Source organism: Nonomuraea sp. NPDC003709, assembly GCF_040610775.1.
In the GTDB taxonomy this organism is placed as follows: Bacteria; Actinomycetota; Actinomycetes; order Streptosporangiales; family Streptosporangiaceae; genus Nonomuraea; species Nonomuraea angiospora_A.
Genome location: NZ_JBEXMW010000003.1, coordinates 180535 through 197088, shown reverse-complemented (window position 1 = coordinate 197088; position 16554 = coordinate 180535). Strand labels below are relative to the sequence as shown.

15 protein-coding genes and 1 pseudogene are annotated in these 16554 nt (G+C 70.9%); 8 read left to right on the top strand and 8 right to left on the bottom strand.

Features of this window, described 5'->3' with window-relative positions; genetic code table 11:
* The first annotated feature begins 62 nt into the window (after positions 1 to 62).
* Positions 63 to 707, top strand: a complete 645-nt coding sequence (locus ABZX61_RS09595) for a GNAT family protein (protein ID WP_355193035.1) — start codon at positions 63 to 65, stop codon at positions 705 to 707.
* Positions 708 to 963: 256 nt separating this feature from the next.
* Positions 964 to 3963, top strand: a complete 3000-nt coding sequence (locus ABZX61_RS09590; protein ID WP_355193033.1) for a BTAD domain-containing putative transcriptional regulator — start codon at positions 964 to 966, stop codon at positions 3961 to 3963.
* 267 nt (positions 3964 to 4230) lie between these two features.
* Here ABZX61_RS09590 and ABZX61_RS09585 read toward each other — a convergent pair whose 3' ends face one another.
* Positions 4231 to 5622 carry a methyltransferase gene (locus ABZX61_RS09585; RefSeq protein WP_350724055.1) on the bottom strand — a complete coding sequence of 464 codons (1392 nt, stop codon included), beginning with the start codon at positions 5620 to 5622 and terminating at the stop codon, positions 4231 to 4233.
* Positions 5623 to 5855: 233 nt separating this feature from the next.
* Between ABZX61_RS09585 and ABZX61_RS09580 the strand changes: the two genes are divergently transcribed.
* Positions 5856 to 6158, top strand: coding sequence for a hypothetical protein (locus tag ABZX61_RS09580; protein ID WP_192788942.1), 303 nt, complete (start codon positions 5856 to 5858; stop codon positions 6156 to 6158).
* A 13-nt stretch (positions 6159 to 6171) separates the two neighbouring features.
* Here the strand turns inward: ABZX61_RS09580 and ABZX61_RS09575 are convergent, their stop codons facing one another.
* The 3 genes from ABZX61_RS09575 to ABZX61_RS09565 all read right to left on the bottom strand — a co-directional run bounded on the left by ABZX61_RS09575 (position 6172) and on the right by ABZX61_RS09565 (position 8308).
* Positions 6172 to 7131, bottom strand: coding sequence for an NAD(P)-dependent oxidoreductase (locus ABZX61_RS09575; RefSeq protein ID WP_355193030.1), 960 nt, complete (start codon positions 7129 to 7131; stop codon positions 6172 to 6174).
* 74 nt (positions 7132 to 7205) lie between these two features.
* Entirely contained in the window at positions 7206 to 7796 is a 591-nt protein-coding gene (locus ABZX61_RS09570) for a TetR/AcrR family transcriptional regulator (protein WP_350724059.1), read from the bottom strand.
* Positions 7793 to 8308 (bottom strand): GNAT family N-acetyltransferase, encoded by a 516-nt coding sequence (locus ABZX61_RS09565; protein ID WP_355193028.1) that lies wholly within the window; start codon positions 8306 to 8308, stop codon positions 7793 to 7795. Before ABZX61_RS09565 ends, ABZX61_RS09570 begins: the two co-directional genes overlap by 4 nt.
* Before the next feature lie 58 nt (positions 8309 to 8366).
* On the opposite strand from ABZX61_RS09565, the gene ABZX61_RS09560 reads away from it, so the two are divergent.
* From ABZX61_RS09560 to ABZX61_RS09545, 4 genes are all read left to right on the top strand, one after another.
* Positions 8367 to 8834: a helix-turn-helix domain-containing protein gene (locus ABZX61_RS09560; RefSeq protein WP_350724063.1), complete on the top strand. Its 468-nt coding sequence runs from the start codon at positions 8367 to 8369 to the stop codon at positions 8832 to 8834.
* A gap of 41 nt (positions 8835 to 8875) precedes the next feature.
* On the top strand, positions 8876 to 9661 hold the full coding sequence (locus tag ABZX61_RS09555) for an SURF1 family protein (RefSeq protein WP_355193026.1): 786 nt from the start codon (positions 8876 to 8878) through the stop codon (positions 9659 to 9661).
* Between the two features lie 10 nt (positions 9662 to 9671).
* Positions 9672 to 10415, top strand: a complete 744-nt coding sequence (locus tag ABZX61_RS09550) for a tyrosine-protein phosphatase (RefSeq protein ID WP_355193024.1) — start codon at positions 9672 to 9674, stop codon at positions 10413 to 10415.
* 163 nt (positions 10416 to 10578) lie between these two features.
* Positions 10579 to 11775 (top strand): amidohydrolase family protein, encoded by a 1197-nt coding sequence (locus ABZX61_RS09545; protein WP_350724068.1) that lies wholly within the window; start codon positions 10579 to 10581, stop codon positions 11773 to 11775.
* On the opposite strand, the gene ABZX61_RS09540 is transcribed toward ABZX61_RS09545, so the two are convergent.
* The 4 genes and pseudogenes from ABZX61_RS09540 to ABZX61_RS09525 form a co-directional block, all read right to left on the bottom strand.
* Entirely contained in the window at positions 11772 to 12125 is a 354-nt protein-coding gene (locus ABZX61_RS09540) for a YkvA family protein (protein WP_350724070.1), read from the bottom strand. The two genes, ABZX61_RS09545 and ABZX61_RS09540, sit on opposite strands and share 4 nt — an antisense overlap.
* A 79-nt stretch (positions 12126 to 12204) precedes the next feature.
* Positions 12205 to 13622 (bottom strand): annotated as a pseudogene (locus ABZX61_RS09535) (amidase).
* Positions 13623 to 13644: 22 nt separating this feature from the next.
* On the bottom strand, positions 13645 to 14604 hold the full coding sequence (locus ABZX61_RS09530; RefSeq protein WP_355193022.1) for an LLM class F420-dependent oxidoreductase: 960 nt from the start codon (positions 14602 to 14604) through the stop codon (positions 13645 to 13647).
* Positions 14605 to 14666: 62 nt separating this feature from the next.
* Positions 14667 to 15335, bottom strand: a complete 669-nt coding sequence (locus ABZX61_RS09525) for a TetR family transcriptional regulator (RefSeq protein ID WP_355193020.1) — start codon at positions 15333 to 15335, stop codon at positions 14667 to 14669.
* 265 nt (positions 15336 to 15600) lie between these two features.
* Here ABZX61_RS09525 and ABZX61_RS09520 point away from each other — a divergent pair, with 265 nt between their 5' ends.
* Positions 15601 to 16461 carry a hypothetical protein gene (locus tag ABZX61_RS09520; RefSeq protein WP_355193018.1) on the top strand — a complete coding sequence of 287 codons (861 nt, stop codon included), beginning with the start codon at positions 15601 to 15603 and terminating at the stop codon, positions 16459 to 16461.
* Positions 16462 to 16554: the final 93 nt, after the last annotated feature.

The following is a 16554-nucleotide window of genomic DNA, read 5'->3' as shown; positions in this document are numbered from 1 at the left end:
CTGCAAAAGATCTTCCTAACTGCATGGTTACGTGCGCCCCCGCTTCCCCTCATCATGTGCTCATGCCCGCTCTTGTCACCTTGTCCGGGCGCTCCGTGCGCCTGGAACCTCTCGGCCTCGCGGCGATCGACGACCTCGTCGCCGCGGCGAGTGAAGACCGTTGCACTTACGCCTTCACTCGCGTCCCGGAAAGCCGGGACGAGATGGTCTCCTATGTGGAGGCCGCCATGGCTGAGCAGGCGGAGGGCCGCTCCATGCCCTTCGCCATCCGGTGGCTGAACACCGACCGCGTGGTCGGTGCCACCCGTCTCATGCACCTGGAGTACTGGCAGGGCCCCATGCCCTGGCCTCCGGGTACACGGGGTGCGGTGGGCGAGATCCCGTCCGTGGCGGACATCGGTTACACCTGGCTGGCCGCCAGTGCCCAGGGCACGGGTGTCAACCGTGAGAGCAAGTTCCTGATGCTCTCGCTCGCCTTCGAGACATGGAACGTCCACCGCATCACCCTCAAAGCAGATGTACGTAACACCAAGTCCCGGGCCGCCATCGAGGCCCTCGGCGCACACTTCGACGGGGTGCGGCGAGCGGATAGCCGAGGCGCCGACAACACGGTCCGAGATACCGCGTTCTACTCGATCCTGAGCTCCGAATGGCCGCTCGTACGCGAGCGGCTCGCCATGCGGCTCGGACTGGTCGAGGCGGCCTGAGAACCTGTCCACCACGGCCCCGCCCCAAGAAAGTTCGGGCGGGGCCGTATTTTTTCCTGCCTACGAGTGCTCTACATGACACGCCCCCGCGGTGTGAGTCATGCCTAGCCGACCATCAGCATCCAGGGGCACGCTCAACACCGGATCAAAGACGGATCAACGGCACATTTAACGATCAGTCCGGAGTCTAGGTGACAAAGGACGTTGGATCTATCATTTGGTAACAAAACGATCCATTGGCTGGGAGACATTCGGCATGGCTGGTCAGAGCGTCGAGGGCGGGCTGAGGTTCGCCGTGCTCGGTCCTGTCCGCGCCTGGCGTGACGGCCAGGAGCTCGATCTGGGCACTCCGCTGCAGCGTTCCATCCTGGGCATGCTGCTGCTGCGTGAAGGCCATGCGGTCACCCCCAACGAGATGATCGACGCGGTCTGGGGAGAGGACGCGCCCCCGCGGGCCCTGGGCGCCCTGCGCACCTACGTCTCCCGCCTGCGTACGGTGCTGGAGCCGGACCGGCCCGCCCGTTCCCGCCCGGAGCTGCTGACGTCCATCGGGAGGGGTTACGCGCTGCGGCTGCCCGACGGCTCGCTCGACCTGGTCCGCTTCGAACGCGGCGTCCAGGACTCCGAGAGCGCGCGCAAGAGCGGCCGGCTGCGCGAGGCCGCCGAGGGGCTGCGCGAGGCGCTGTCGCTCTTCGAGGGCGAGCCGCTGGCCGGGACCGTCGGCCCCTACTCCGAGCACCAGCGCGACCGGCTGGTCGAGCGCCGCATCAGCGTCGTCGAGACGCTCATGGACGTGGACCTGGAGCTGGGCGACCACGCGAAGGTCGTCTCCGAGCTGATCGCGCTGACCGCCGACCACCCGCTGCGCGAGAAACTGCGCGCCCAGCTCATGCTGGCCTACTACCGGTGCGGGCGGCAGGGCGACGCCCTCAACGTGTTCACCGAGACGCGCGAGGCCCTCGTCGAGGAGCTCGGCATCGAGCCGGGCCCCGAGCTGGCCGCGCTGCACCAGCGCATCCTGGCCGCCGACCCCACGCTGGCGGCCGCCGAGGTGCCCGCCGAGGATCCGGTGGAGGAGCCGGAGCAGCGCCAGGCCCCGCAGTTGCCGCGCCCCGCGCAGCTCCCCGCCGCCGTCAACGACTTCACCGGCCGCAAGGAGGTCGCCGTACGGCTCCGCACGCTGCTGTCGGCCCAGTCGTCGGCGCAGTCGTCGGCCGAGGGCGTGCCTGTGATCGCGGTCTCCGGCATCGGCGGCGTGGGCAAGACCGCGCTGGCCGTGCACGTCGCGCACCTGGCCGAGGACCTGTTCCCCGACGGCCAGCTCTATGCCGACCTGCGCGGCTACACCGACGAGGCGACCGTGCCCGAGTCGGCGCTCGGCGGGTTCCTGCGGGCGCTCGGCATCCCGCCGGACATCGTCCCGGACGGGCTGCCGGAACGCGCCGCGCTCTACCGGTCGATCCTCGCCGACCGCCGCATCCTCGTGCTGCTCGACAACGCCCGCGACGCCGAGCAGGTCAGCCAGCTGCTGCCGGGTTCGCCCGGGTGCGCGGCCATCGTGACGAGCCGCGGCAAGCTGGCCGACCTGCCCTCCGCACGGCTCATCGACCTCGACGTGATGGAGCCGGGCGAGGCGCTGTCGCTGTTCGCGTCGGTGGCCGGGGCCGAGCGCGTGTCGGCCGAGCACGGCGCGGCCATGGACGTGGTGGCCGCCTGCGGGTTCCTGCCGCTCGCGGTGCGCATCGTGGCCGCCAGGCTGGCCGCACGCCCCTCCTGGACGGTCGCCTCGCTCGTGCCCAGGCTGGCCGACGAGCAGCGCCGCCTCGACGAGCTGCGCGTGGGCAACCTGGCCGTCGAGGCCACGTTCGCGCTCGGGTACGGCCAGCTCGCACCGGCCCAGGCGCGTGCCTTCCGCCTGCTCTCGCTGTCCAAGGGGCCCGACATCTCCACGGGGGCGGCGGCCGCCGTGCTGTCGGTGAGCCAGTTCGAGGCGGAGTCCGTACTGGAGTCCCTTGTGGACGCGAGCCTGCTCGAGGCGCCCGCGCCCGGCCGCTACCGCTTCCACGACCTGCTCAAGCTGTTCGCCAGGCGCCAGCTGGACAAGACCGAGCCGCCCGAGGCCAAGGCGCGGGCGCTGCACCGGCTGCTCGGCTTCTACCTGGCCTCGGCCCAGTCCGCGCACAGCCTGGCCTACGAGGGCAGCATGATCCCGGCCAACATCGTGACGATCAGCGAGGGGCTGTCGTTCACCAGCGTGGACGAGGCCGTGGCCTGGCTGATCGCCGAGGGCGACTCGCTGTTCGCGGCCATCAACCAGGCCGCCGCGTCGGCCGTCGCCGGCGAGCAGTTGCTGCCCGCCGGCGACCTGCTGGTGGCGATGGAGCCGCTGCTGGAGGCAGGCACGCACACGCGGGAGTTCGCCCAGGGCACGCGCGCCGTGCTGAGCGCCGCACAGCGGCTCGGCGACCAGGGCAGCGAGCTGCGCAGCCGGTACGTGCTCGGCCGGGTGCTGTTCGCCGACAACCAGCTGAAGGCGGCCGAGGGCCACTTCAGGGTCGTCCACGAGCTGTCCACGGCCCGCGGCGAGAAGATCGTCACCGGCGAGGTGCTGAACGCCCTGGCCGTCGTCGTCGGCAGGCAGCGCCGCCACATCGAGGCGCTGGAGCTGTTCGACGCGGCGATGCGGTTCTACCGGGCGAACGACGTGCCGGCCGGCGAGGCGCTGGTGCTCAGCTACTCGGCCCGCGACCACCTGGGGCTCGGCCGGCCCGCGGACGCGATCGCGGCGGCGGAGAAGGGCCTGGCCCTGTTCACCGAGATCGGCAGCGGCGCCGGGACCGCCCGCGCCCGCTACCACCTCGGCATCGTGCTGTCCCGGGTCGGCCGGCTCACCGAGGCCGTCCACCACCACGCCGAGTGCCTGGCCTTCTTCCGGGCCAGCAAGCAGCGCGTCTGGGAGCAGCGGGTCTGCTCCAGGCTGGCCGAGACGTTCATAGCCGCCGGACGCCACCCCGAGGCCGTGCGCCACGCGGAGCAGGCGCTGGTGGTCTCCCGCGAGATCGGCCACCCGTACGGCGAGGCGCTGTCGCTCACGGTGCTCGGCAAGGCGCTGCGCGGTCTGGGCAGCACGACCAGGAGCCTGGAATGCCTACGGCAGGCGTTCGAGATCTTCTCCCGGCTCGGCGCCCCCGAGGCCGGGGACCTCAAGGCCCTGATCGAGGCCATCCCCGCCGAAGGGGCCGTCGTCGAGTCCTGAGTACAGCTCATCGTCCAGACGTGTCATCCACACATGGTTGATCAAGGCTGTCCTTAGGCCGTCACGAATATGTCGTGATGCAGCCCGGCCGGTCATCTGTCGCCACCACGCGTCGCTAGGGGGCCCGGTTATCCGGATGCTCCGCGTAGTGGCTAGCCGCCTCACCTTAGACGACCGGCCGGACCTGACACGGCCCTCGAACCCCCCGGGGTCCGTGTCTTGGCCATGAGCCTCCACCTCAGCGCTCAACGTCCAATTGACGGGCGATTAAAGCAGGAAGTAACCCTCCGCGATCAGCGGCCTGACCGCGTCGGAGTCGAGGATCTCGCCGTCGCCGACCAGCTCGGCGATCACGTTGAGCAGAGGACCGAGCGCCAGCTCGCCGTCGCAGACCCCGGCCAGCGCGGCCTCCACCGTGCCGACCTCCCTGCTGCGGCGCAGGCCCTGCGTCTGGCGCAGCACGATGCGGATGGGGTCCTCCGCGCCCGGCAGGCCGATGCGCTCGTCGAGCAGGCCGTCCGCGGTGCGCAGGAGCGCGGTGTCCAGCTCCTTGACACGGTGCGCGGTGGCGATGGCGTCGAGCACGGAGTCCACGTAGTCGCCGACCGGGAGCGAGACCAGGTGGTCCAGGTGCTCGACGCGGACGACCGGGTCGAGCGTGCCGGAGTTGCGCATGGTGATCCAGCCGAACCCGATGCCCTCGACCTTCCGCTCGTCGAACCAGGCCAGCCAGCGGTCGTAGTGCTCGGCGTACGCCTTCGTGCCCTGCTCGGCGGCGTCCCTGAGCCAGAGCTCGACGTACTCGGCCGGGTCCTGAACGTCGCGCTGGACCACCCAGGCGTCGCAGCCGGTCTCGCGCAACCAGCCGCCCACGCGCTCGTGCCAGTCCTCGCCCTCGACGTGCAGCCAGTTGGCCAGGAAGTGGGCCTGGCCGCCGGGGTTGAGGTGGCCGGGCGTGCGGCGTACGAGGTCGCGGCAGAAGCCGTCGCCGCCGGCCTCCCGGTAGGTCAGGCCGCCCCCCGGGCCGATGACGAACGGGGGGTTGCTCACGATCAGGTCGAACAGCTCGTCCTCGACCGGCTCGAACATCGACCCCGTACGTGCCTCCACGCCGGAGATGCCGGACAGCTCCCAGCTCAGCCTGGCCAGCTCGGCGGCCCGCGGGTTCACGTCGGTGGCCACGATGTGCTCGGCCCGCCCGGCCAGGTGCAGCACCTGCACGCCGCAGCCGGTGCCGAGGTCGAGCGCGCGCCCCACCGGGCGGCGGGTGGCGAGCTGGGCCAGGTTGGCCGAGGCGCCGCCGGCCCCGACCACGTGGTCAGGACGCAGCGCCGGGTCGCCGGGGCGCACCTTGCGGTCGGAGACGAGGTAGCCGCCGGTCTCCCAGGGCTGCAGGTGCACGGTCGCGCTCACCTGGTCGCCGTCGGCCCTGACCAGCCCCGAGTCGAGGACCTCCGGGGCGAGGGACGCGGCGGGGACGGGAACGCCCAGCCACCACAGCCTGATCGACGCCGCCAGCGGATCGAGGTCGGCGGTGGCGCGCAGGGCCGGCACCAGCTCCTCCCTCGCCAGGGCCGAGGCCGCCATGCTGCCCAGCCGCTCACGTACGCCGTCGATCGTGTAGTCGGTTTCCAGGAGGTGATGGCGCAGTCGTTCCACAAGTCCATCCTTTCACCACGGACACTCCCGCATGGCCCGATACCATCGGCGCTCGCACTGTTTCCGGATAGCGCGTCGATGGTCGCACTCGCGAGGGCTCCCCACCCCGGGCTCGCAATCGTCGCTCCCTGTGCTCATACTGTTACTTAAGCACCCAAGCGTTCTGCAAGCGGCGGACAAGTAGTGAGCGGTATCTCTAGGGAAGTCGCCACGTCGCCCCGAGGAGCGGACCCATGCTGATCCCTTGCTTGGCCTGCGAGTCCCGGTTCGGACCTGACGAATACTTCCGCGCCTGCTCCGACTACAACCGCGGCATGGACCTGGTGTCCTGGACGTGCCCGCGCTGCGGCAACCGCGACGACCTGCGGGTGCTGCCCGGCGAGCTGGGGTTCGGCTATCCGCATCGGGGCAGGTTCGACGTGCACGACCGGGTCCGCGTGCCCGGCCTGCGCAGGCACCGCGGAGACCTGCGGCTGGACATCTCGCTCGACCGGGCGAGCTGGCGCGTCCACACCCGCCTCCGCCAGCCCGCATAACGGCCCAGGCGGATCAGGCGAACGGCAGGGCGGGCACGCAGGCGTGGGCGGGCCGCTCGCCGCGCAGCAGCCGGGCGATGTCCTCCACCAGCATCCCGGCCAGCTCCTCCCGGCTCTCCCCCGTGGCCTCGCCCAGGCGGGGTGTCAGCACCACGTTCGGCAGGCGCGTCAGGGGGTGGGCCGGATCGAGCCACTCGCCCTCGAAGTGGTCGAGCCCCGCGCCGCCCACCTGGCCCTGGCGCAGCGCGTCGACCAGCGCCGTCAGGTCGTGCAGCGCGCCGCGCGAGGTGTTGAGGTAGATGGAGCCCGGCCGCATCGCGCCGAACTCGGGGTAGCCGAAGAAGCCCCGCGTCTCCCCGGTCAGCGGCACGTGCAGCGACACCACGTCCGCCTCCGCCAGCAGGGCGGGCAGGGTGTGGGTGGCCTCGGGGACGAACGGATCGCAGGTGATCACCCGCATGCCCAGGCCCTCGCAGCGCCAGCGCACGGCCCTGCCGACGCGGCCCAGGCCCACGACGCCGAGCGTCCTGCCGCTCAGCCGCCTGCCGCGGTGGCGCTGGGCGGGCGGCACCTTGCCGACGCGCCCCTGGCGCACCTCCCGGTCCGCGGCCACGATGTTGCGGCTGACGGCGAACATCAGCGCGAGCGTGAGCTCGGCCACCGACTCGGGATCGCGGTCGGCGGCGTGCAGGACGGTCACCCCGTACTCGGCTGCCAGCGCCAGGTCCACGCTGGTGGTCGGGCCCATGACGGCCACCACGTCGAGAGGCAGGGCGAGCACCGACGTGCGAACCTGGTCGCCGTCGGTGATGAGCACGGTCGCGCCGGTCTCGATGACCAGGTCGGCGAGCTGCTCGTCGGTGAAGCCGAGGCTGGGACGCGCGGGAACCTCGGCCAGGTCGGCTACCTCACCCAAGCGGGCGAGCGCGCTCTCCGGCATAGCGGGCAGTGCCAGCGCCCGAGGTCGAGTCACAAATGGACAATAACACCACAGACGGTGCCCGAGTCATCGCTCCCCGCGCTGGTCAGGCCCCTTGCGGGGGCCCGTCATTGCTGGCGGAGGCTCTGCCAGGCGGCGGCGCCCAGCCCCTTGATCTCCTCTTCCGTGGGCGTGTGGGCGCCCGCGAACCACAGGCGGCACATCTCCTGCGCGGGCCCCAGCCACAGCACGTAGCACATGGTCGGGTGGACGGTCTGGAGCAGGCCGTTCTTCATGTGCGGCCGCCACCAGTCGGAGACCTGGCGGAAGAACCCGCGCCGGGCCTCGGCCACCTCCGCGCCGCCCGGCTCGTGCTTGCGCGGCGGTCGCTCGCTGACCAGCAGCCTGGCCCTCTCCGGGTGCTCGCCGGCCCACCGCATGTGGAAGGCCACGACGGCCTCGATGCCGTCGCGGGCCTCCTCGTGGCTGACCAGCTCGGCGAGGAAGGCGGCCTGGTAGGCGGTCAGGATCTCCGCGTACAGCACGCCGAAGACATGCTCTTTGCTGGCGAAGTGGTGGTAGAAGCTGCCGACGCTGACGCCGCTCTCCTCGCGGAGGCTGGCCAGCGTGGTGGCCGAGACCCCGTCCTGACTGAAGCGGCGGAGGGCACCCTCGATGATGCGGGTACGGCCGTCGCGTCCGTTCTTGGCACTCTTCACGCTGTCAATGGTGTGCCAACAGAACCTTGTTCCGCAAATAGGCTGAGTGGATCGATCATAGCGGTCACCTCCACCGATCCGGAAGTCACCTTCATCTCGGCGTCCGGCCAGAGCCGGCGGACGAGTCTCAGGACGCGCCGGTTCTCCCCCAGCACGTCCATGCCCACGGTCCGCGCACCCCGTACGGAGGCCCTGAGCAGCAGCACGTCGATCAGCCTGGGCCCGATCCCCCGGCCCTGCCACTGGTCGGCCACGACCACGGCGACCTCCACGTCGGCGCAGTCGCCCCTGAAGCTCATGGCGTGGCCGACGATCTCGCCGCCCTCGGTGATCGCGACGAGCGCGTCGCGGCGCTCGTCCAGCGCTAGCAGCGTGCGCACCAGCCCCGCGGCAGGGGCGCTGACGCCGGTGAAGAAGCGGAGCGTCTGCGTGTGGAGCGACAGCCCCGCCAGGAAGCGTCTGATCCGTTCCTCGTCGTCCGGGCGCGCGGGGCGGATCTGGGTTCCCTGCATAGACTCAGCCTGCCCGCGAGCGCTGAGTCTGTCAAATGAACTCAGATATAATGTGGCAATGAACGTTCCCTTCCGGGTGGACAACTGCTCGATCGAGCGCACCCTGGACATCGTCGGGGAGAAGTGGACCTTCCTGGTGCTGCGCGAGGCGTTCAACGGCGTGCGGAGGTTCGCCGACATGCAGGCGATCACCGGCGCCCCCCGCCAGGTGCTCAGCGCCCGGCTCGCCCGGCTGGTCGACGAGGGCCTGCTGCGCAAGGAGCCCTACCGCGAGCCTGGCCAGCGGCAGCGCGACGAATACCGGCTCACGGACAAGGGCCGCGACCTCTATCCCCTCCTGGTCGCGCTCATGCACTGGGGTGACAAATACCTGGCGGACGAGGACGGGCCGGCGGTGCTGCTGACCCACCGCGACTGCGGGGCCCCCATCGAGCAGCATTTCCGGTGCGCGGACGGCCACGAGGTGAGCGGGCCGCGCGAGGTGACCGCGGTGCCCGGGTCGGGGGCCCAGCTCAGAAGCGCCTAGGCGCGTGAGGGGGCACCCCCTCCGGTGCCTACCCTTGAAGCGTGTACCGGTTCCTGCTGACGCCCCGATGGCTCGCGCTCCACGTGGTGGTGCTGCTGGTCATCCCCGCCTTCGTGTTCCTCGGGCGGTGGCAGTTCGGGCGCTTCGAGGAGCGCTCGGCCAACAGCGAGCGGGTCACGGCCAACATCGAGGCCGCGCCGGTGCCGCTGGAGCGGCTGGCGGTCCCTGGGCGGCAGGTCCGCGCGGACGACCGGTTCAGGAAGGTCACGGTCTCGGGCACGTACGACCCGTCCCACGCCCTCCTCGTACGCAGGCGCCCCCAGGAGGGGCAGAACGGCTTCTACGTCCTGACGCCCCTCGTCACCGGCAACGGCACCGCGGTGATCGTCAACAGGGGCTGGGTCAAGGCGGGCGCCACCGCCGACGCCACGCCCGAGGTGCCCGCTCCGCCCACAGGACAGGTAAATGTCACCGGGCGGCTACGGCTCAGCGAGACCGAGGACTCCAGCGGCATTCGGGAGCGCTCCGGGCTGCCGGCCGGGCAGGTCCTGCTGATCAACGCCGACAAGATCGGTAAGGGGCTGCCGTACCGGCTGGTGGGCGGCTACGTGGAGCTGACCGAGCAGACGCCCCCGCCCGCCACGGCGCCGGCCCCGGTGCCCGCGCCTGACGTGGGCGCGGGAGGCGGCCTCAACCTGGCCTACGGCGTCCAGTGGTGGCTGTTCATCGGCATCGCCCTGGCCGGCTGGGTCCTGCTGATCCGCCGCGAGGTGGCCGAGCGGAAGGCCGGCGATTCATCCAAGGAGTCCGTCACCACCGCCAATTAAGGTGTTGAGGGTGATCCGCCACATTGAGTTCGCCAACATCTTCAACTTCCGCGACGTAGGTGGATATGCCGCCCATGACGGGCGCACGATCCAATGGCAGCGGCTCTACCGGGCCGACGCGCTCGGCTGGCTGGCCGGAGACGATCTCAGGACCTTCCGCGAGCTGCGCGTGCGTACGGTCATCGACCTGCGGCATGCGTACGAGATCGAGAAGGGGGGCCGCGTCCCGGACGCCGAGGGGCAGTACTACCAGAACCTGCCCATCGAGGGGCGCCGCTGGGACATCACGGCCTACAGCGAGGAGAGCGGGGTCGGGCGATACCTCGCCGACCGCTACCTGGAGACGACCGAGGACGGCGTCGAGAACCTCAGGACCGCCTTGGAGACGATCGCGCGGGCCGACAACGCCCCCGTGGTGATCCACTGCGCGGCCGGCAAGGACCGCACCGGGGTGCTCGCCGCGCTCGTCCTGTCACTGGTGGGCGTGGGCGAGGACGACATCGTGGCGGACTACGCGCTCACCGGGCTGGCCACCGAGCGGTTCGTCGCCAGCTGGCGCAGCAGGCACCCCGACGCGCCCATGTGGCCGGGGTTCGGCCTGGCGCCCGCGGAGGCCATGCGCCTCTTCCTCGGCGACCTGACGGCGCGGCACGGCTCGATCGAGACGTATGTCACACAAGTCCTGAACATTTCCCCGGCCACCATTTCCGAATTACGCGGCCACCTGCTGACTGAACCGGACTCCGAGGGGTAGTGGCAGGCCGGGTCACACCTGCTGCGTCCAGGTGAGCGGCCCATCCCTGGCCTGGGACCGCCCGTCGGCCCCCCTCCTGGCGGTCCCGGGTCGAAGATCTCGGATACCCAACGGATACGTCGCAGCTTGTTCGACGTTATCCCGCCGTCGTACGGTTACCTGCGTGACTACGCCGCTGCTCCCCGACCCTGACCCGAGGCGGCGCGACTACGTGATCATCTCCGCCGACGATCACCTGATCGAGCCTCCCGACCTGTTCGAAGGGCGGCTGCCGGAGAAATATGCCGATGTCGCGCCCAAGGTCGTGGATACGGAGGCGGGCCACCAGGTCTGGCGCTACGGCGGGGCGACATACCCGTGCGCCGGCATCGACGTGGGCGCCGGGCTCCCCCGCGAGCAGCGCACGCTCGACCCCATCAGGTTCGAGAACATGCGCCCCGGCTGCCACGACATCGAGGCCCGCGTCGAGGACATGGACCTGGCGGGCATCTGGGCCGCGCTGTGCTTCCCCGGCATGCTGGCCGGGCAGTCCGGCATGCCGTTCGCCAGGACCCGTGACCAGGAGCTCGGTCTGGCCCTGGTCAAGGCGTGGAACGACTGGCACATCGACGTCTGGGCCGGCACCTACCCCGAGCGCATCATCGGCCTGCAGCTCCCGTGGCTGCCCGATCCCGACGTGGCCGCCAAGGAGATCCGCGCCAACGCCGCCCGCGGCTTCAAGGCCGTGGTCTTCCCCGAGTTCCCGACCCGGCTGCGGCTGCCGTCGATCCACTCCGGCCACTGGGACCCGTTCTTCGCCGCCTGCGAGGAGACCGGCACGGTGGTCGCCCTGCACACGGGCGACTCGTCCTGGTCCCCGGTGCCCTCGCCCGACACGCCCATCGAGGCCATCACCACGCTGATGCCGACCAGCGCGATGTTCGCCTGCGCCGACTGGCTCTGGTCGGGCGTGCCGCTGCGCTTCCCCTCGCTGCGCCTCCTCATCGTCGAGGGCGGCGTGGGCTGGCTGCCCATGCTGGCCGAGCGCGCCGACTACGCCCTCGACCACCCGGTCGCGAGCGAGGCGTCGTGGGAGGGCGGGCTCAAGCCCAGCGAGGTGCTGCGCCGCAACTTCTTCTTCGGCACGCTCGACGACCACGCGCTGTCCGGCGTGCGGCTCGCGGTCGGGCTCGACCACGTGCTGCAGGAGAGCGGCTACCCGCACTCCGACTCGACCTGGCCCGACACGCAGAAGTCCGTGGCGCGCAATCTCGGAACGCTCCCGCCCGCCGACATCGCCAGGGTCGCCTACGGCAACGCCGCCCGCCTCTTCGGCCACCCGCTGCCCTCGCGCGCCTGGCTGCGGATGGAGGAGATCTAACCCTCTTCCTCGACCAGCCTGGCCTGGATGACGTTGCGCTCGTGCTCGACGTAGCGGCCGCTCTCGCCGAGCAGCGTCGCGGCGAGCCACAGGAACACGCCGAAGTCGTCGACCACGCCGACCATCACCAGGAAGTCGGGCACCACGTCGACGGGTGACAGGATGTAGACCACGCCGAGTCCGAGCATGGCGAGCTTGCTCTTGCCCATGCCCGCGTACTGTCCGCGCATGACCGCGCCGACCATCCGTGGGATCGCCCGGACCCTGGTCATCAGGCCGGGCGAACCCGGCTTGGTCACGTCGCGGTAAGTCCGCCAGGCCGCCGCTGCCCGTGCTGCCTTCGCCATCATGAGGAACCCCCTACCCCCGGCTTCTCACGACATAACGCGTCGGGACCGCCACGAGTTCCTGGCCTGCTCCCAGAAGGGGTCAACGCAGCGCCGCGTGCTCGAACGGCCTGGCCCGCTCGATCTGCGCGGCCACCCGGACGAGCAGGTCCTCCCTCCCGGCCGCCGCCACGAGCTGCACGCCCACCGGCAGGCCGGCCGCGTTCGTGTGCAGCGGCAGCGAGATGGCGGGCTGGCCGGTCGCGTTGGTCGGCGAGGTGTAGGCCACGGCATGCGCCGTGCGGCCGAACGCGACGCTGAGGTCCTCCGGCGGGATCCAGCCCAGCGGGAACGGCGCGACGCCCAGCGAGGGCATCAGCAGCAGGTCGTGGCCCGCGCTCCACCAGGCGGCCATACGGCGGCGGTAGCCGTCGATCCACTGGGTGGCCAGGATGTGGTCGGCCGCGCTGTGCGTGCGCGCCGCGCCGAGCATGGCGGCGTTGCGCGGCTCCAGCTCCTCCGGCCGCACGGGCGCGCCGCGCAGCTCGCCCAGGCTCTCCACGTGCGCGGCGAGGTTGTTGGCCACGATGGCGCCGAAGTGCTGGGCGAAGCCGGGCTCGGCGAGCGCCCCGGGACCGCCGGGCACGACGTCGTGACCGAGCGACTCCAGCAGCACGGCGGCCCTGGTCACGGCCTCCGTCAACGCGGGCACCTCGGGCACGGACCCGTTGGGATGCCTCGTGACGAACCCGACCCGCAGCCGCCCCGGCTCCCTGCCGACCTCGTCGGCCAGCGGACCGGGCAGCGCGGGGGCGTCGTACGGGTCACCGGGCCGCAGGCCGGACACGACGTCGAGGGCCGCCGCCGTGTCGCGCACGGTCCTGGTGACGAATCCCGGGCACGAGAACCCGCTCCACCCCTCCCCCATGACCGGACCCAGGCTCACGCGCCCGCGCGTCGGCTTGAGCCCCACCAGGCCGCACAGGGACGCGGGGATGCGGATCGAGCCGCCGCCGTCGCTGGCGGTGGCCAGCGCCACCATCCGGCCGCCACCGCCACCGCGGACCCCCCGCTGGAGCCGCCCGCCGAGTACGCCGGGTCGTACGGGTTGCGCGTGGGCCCGAACGCCACCGGCTCAGTGGTGATCGTGCTGCCGAACTCCGGGGTGTTCGTCCGCCCGAGCAGGACGAACCCGGCCTCGCGCAGGCTCACCACGCCGTAGCCGTCGACGCCGGGCTCGACGCCGTCGCGTACGTTCGAGCCCCCGCTGTACGGCTCGTCCGACTCGCGCCACCCGAGGTCCTTCAGCAGGATCGGCACGCCCCGGAAGGGCGCTTCCTCGGGGATGGAGTCGATCTCCGCCAGCGCCCGCTCGAACCGGCGGTGGATGACCGCGTTCAGCTCGCCGTCGTGGGCCTCGATGCGAGCGATGGCGGCCTCGGCCAGCTCCCTCGCCGTCACCTGCCCGTCCCTGACCGCCTGCGCCTGACCGACCGCGTCCAGCCTGAGTACGTCGTCCATGCACCCTCCTACGCTCGGGGAGCTATCTCTTGGGGGCCAGCTCGCGTACGGCCTGCTCTATGGAGATCTCACCGCCCGGGACGGGCGCGAGGACAGGGGTGTCGAGGCCGTTGTCCACGTACTCCTGGATCCTGGCCCGGCAGGTGGCCGCGTCGCCGTGCACGATCAGGGCGTCGACCACCTCGTCGGGGATCGCCTTGAGCGCCGCCTGGCGGTCGCCGGCCTGCCACGCCTCGTGCATGGGCCGCAGCACCTCGCCCCGGCCCAGCCAGTCGTGGAAGGCGGCGTACACCGGGACGGTCAGGTAGGTGGCCAGCATCCACCTGGCCATCTCGCGCACGCGGTCGACGTCCTCGCTGACGCAGACGAACAGGCGGGCGATCAGCTCGGTGCCCTCGCCGATCTCGGCACGCACCTTGCGCACGTCGTCGGGCGAGAGCCAGTTGGTGATCGCGCCGTCGGCCTCCGCCGCGGCCAGGTGGAGCATCCTGGGCCGCAGCGCGGCCAGCACGATCTTCGGCGGGAGCTCGGGGGCCCGCTCCAGCTTGAACCCCTTGATCTCGAACGTCTCGTACGTCTCCGAGACCTTCTCCCCGGCCAGCGCCTTCTTCAGGAAGCGCAGCGTGTCGCGCGTGCGCGCGTAGGGCTTGTCGAACCGTCCGGCGTTCCACCGCTCGACGATCGCCGGCGACGAGGCGCCGATGCCCAGCACGAACCGCTCAGGCGCCAGGTCGGCCAGCGTGGCCGCGGACATGGCCAGCAGCCCCGGGCCGCGCGTCGAGACGGGCACGATGGCGCTGCCCAACCTGATCCCCGGCGCCCACTGCGCGGCCATCGCCAGCGGCACGAACCCGTCGGCCCCGTTGACCTCGGCGGACCACGCGTCGGTGTAACCCAGCTCGGGCAGCTCCGCGATCAGCTCCTGCGACTTCGACAGCGGGCGATCGTAGAAGGGGATGGTCATGCCCCAGTTGCGACTCATTCACGGCCTCCAAGCGCGTCCGCAGCGGCCGCTCCACCCTACCAACCGACCGGTATGGCGTCCTAGGCCCGCAACTCGTGGACCGCCGCGATGAAGTCCTTCGTGATCCCCCTCAACCCGGGCAGATGCGACAGCCCGACCAGCCGGTCCACCAGCGGCACCGTCACGTCGATCAGCCGGTACGTACGCGCGCAGCCCGGCGAGGTGTCGTGCACCCAGAACAGCACCATGCCCATGGACAGCAGCCAGAGCAGCTCGGGCAGCTCCTCACGCAGCTCGGCGTTCATGCGGTCCCGCGACCCCTCGACGACCTGGCGGTAGATCTCGATGGAGGCCTCACGGGCCGGGGACGACTGCTTGCTGAACGGGCTCAGCGGGTTGGTGGGCTCGGCCGCGTGCTTGAAGAACTTCACGGCGAACTCGTGGTAAGGCTCGGAGACGCGTACCCACTCGCGTAGCACCCCGCTCAGCCTGGCCGCGAACGACGTCTCGGTGGCCAGGAACTCCCTGCAGGCCTCCTCGTGCTCGGCCTGGGCGCGGTCGTAGTACGCCTGGATCAACGCCTCTTTGCTCTCGAAGTAGTAGTAGGCGTTGCCCACGGACACCCCGGCCTCGGCGGCGATGGCACGCATCGTGGTCGCGTCGAAACCGCGCTCCCTGAACAACCGCAATGCCGTCTCGACGATGACGTCTCGGGTGCTCTCCGATCCTCGGTTTCGGGCTTCGGACACGTTCGTCACTTTACGTCGTGATCGGGCGTCGGGCAGAAAACCCGCTCATCAGGCTGCTGTCCCTCTGTTGTGTCTGGTCAGGGCCATAGCAGCAGTCCAACCTAGCAGGTTTTGCGGTCCAAGGTCATGTAGCCGCACGGTGATCACCGCCACAAGGCAAAGTTGCACCTGCGGCATGAGTTATCTCCTGCGAATGGTGGGATTGTCGTTTCAGGCGGAAGGGCTATTTCCGCGAAAAGGCATCGACATGTGGATACGTGGAACAGTGCGCCTCGCAGTAGTCGCACTCCTCGGCATTGAGATAACCATAATCGCGCTGGCCTCGGCCGCTTCAGCCGCCACCCACCCCGAAGGGTCGGCTGCGCCGGACAGCCAAAAATCGGCCGAGTCCGAGGGCTCGGAGCAGGAGGCCGGGCCGGACTCGGGCCGGACCTGGGCGTTCGATCGGCTCATGGCGGCCGGTGAGGACATCACCGCCACGCCGGGCTGGCCCTTCAGCGACTCGGCCGACGAACAGGAGGGACCGCCCGACGACTGGACGCCGCCCCGCCTGCACGGGCCCGCGCAGCTGACGGTCATCGACCCGCCGGCGACGGCACCGCGATCTCCGGCCACCAGATCCGCCAAGAGCCGCGTACGTACCAGAGTGGCCCGGATGCCCCGGGTACGGCCGCGCGCGGCGCTCAGGCGCTCTGAAGTCGATCTGACGCGTGTCCTGCCGCGCTTCGGGGCCATGCATATGTCCCACGGCCTGGCCACCGGCTGGCTGAGGAGCGGGGGCGTGCGGATGAAGTCGACCGGCAACTGCTCCAGCAAGCACGTGCACCACTGCACGTCGCTCGACTCGGTGCGGACCGGGACCATCGCCCGGATGATCGAGCTGAAGCGCGAGAGCGGCTGCCCGATCATGGTGACGGGTGGCACGGAAGCGGGCCACGCTCCCGGGCAGTACAGCCACGGCAACGGCTACAAGCTCGACATCTCTCACAACACCTGCATCGACCGGCACATCACGCGTTACCACGCGAAGGCCGGCGTGCGCAGCGACGGCGCCCGGCTCTACCGTTCCGGCTCAGGCACCGTCTTCGCCGACGAGAGCGACCACTGGGACATCCTCTTCCGGTGACAGAGCCCGGGTGAGGGTACGCCGTGCGGGGAGCGCACGGCGTCACACCACCTGGACAGCACCGGACGGCGGACGCCGTGCGAAATGCACGGC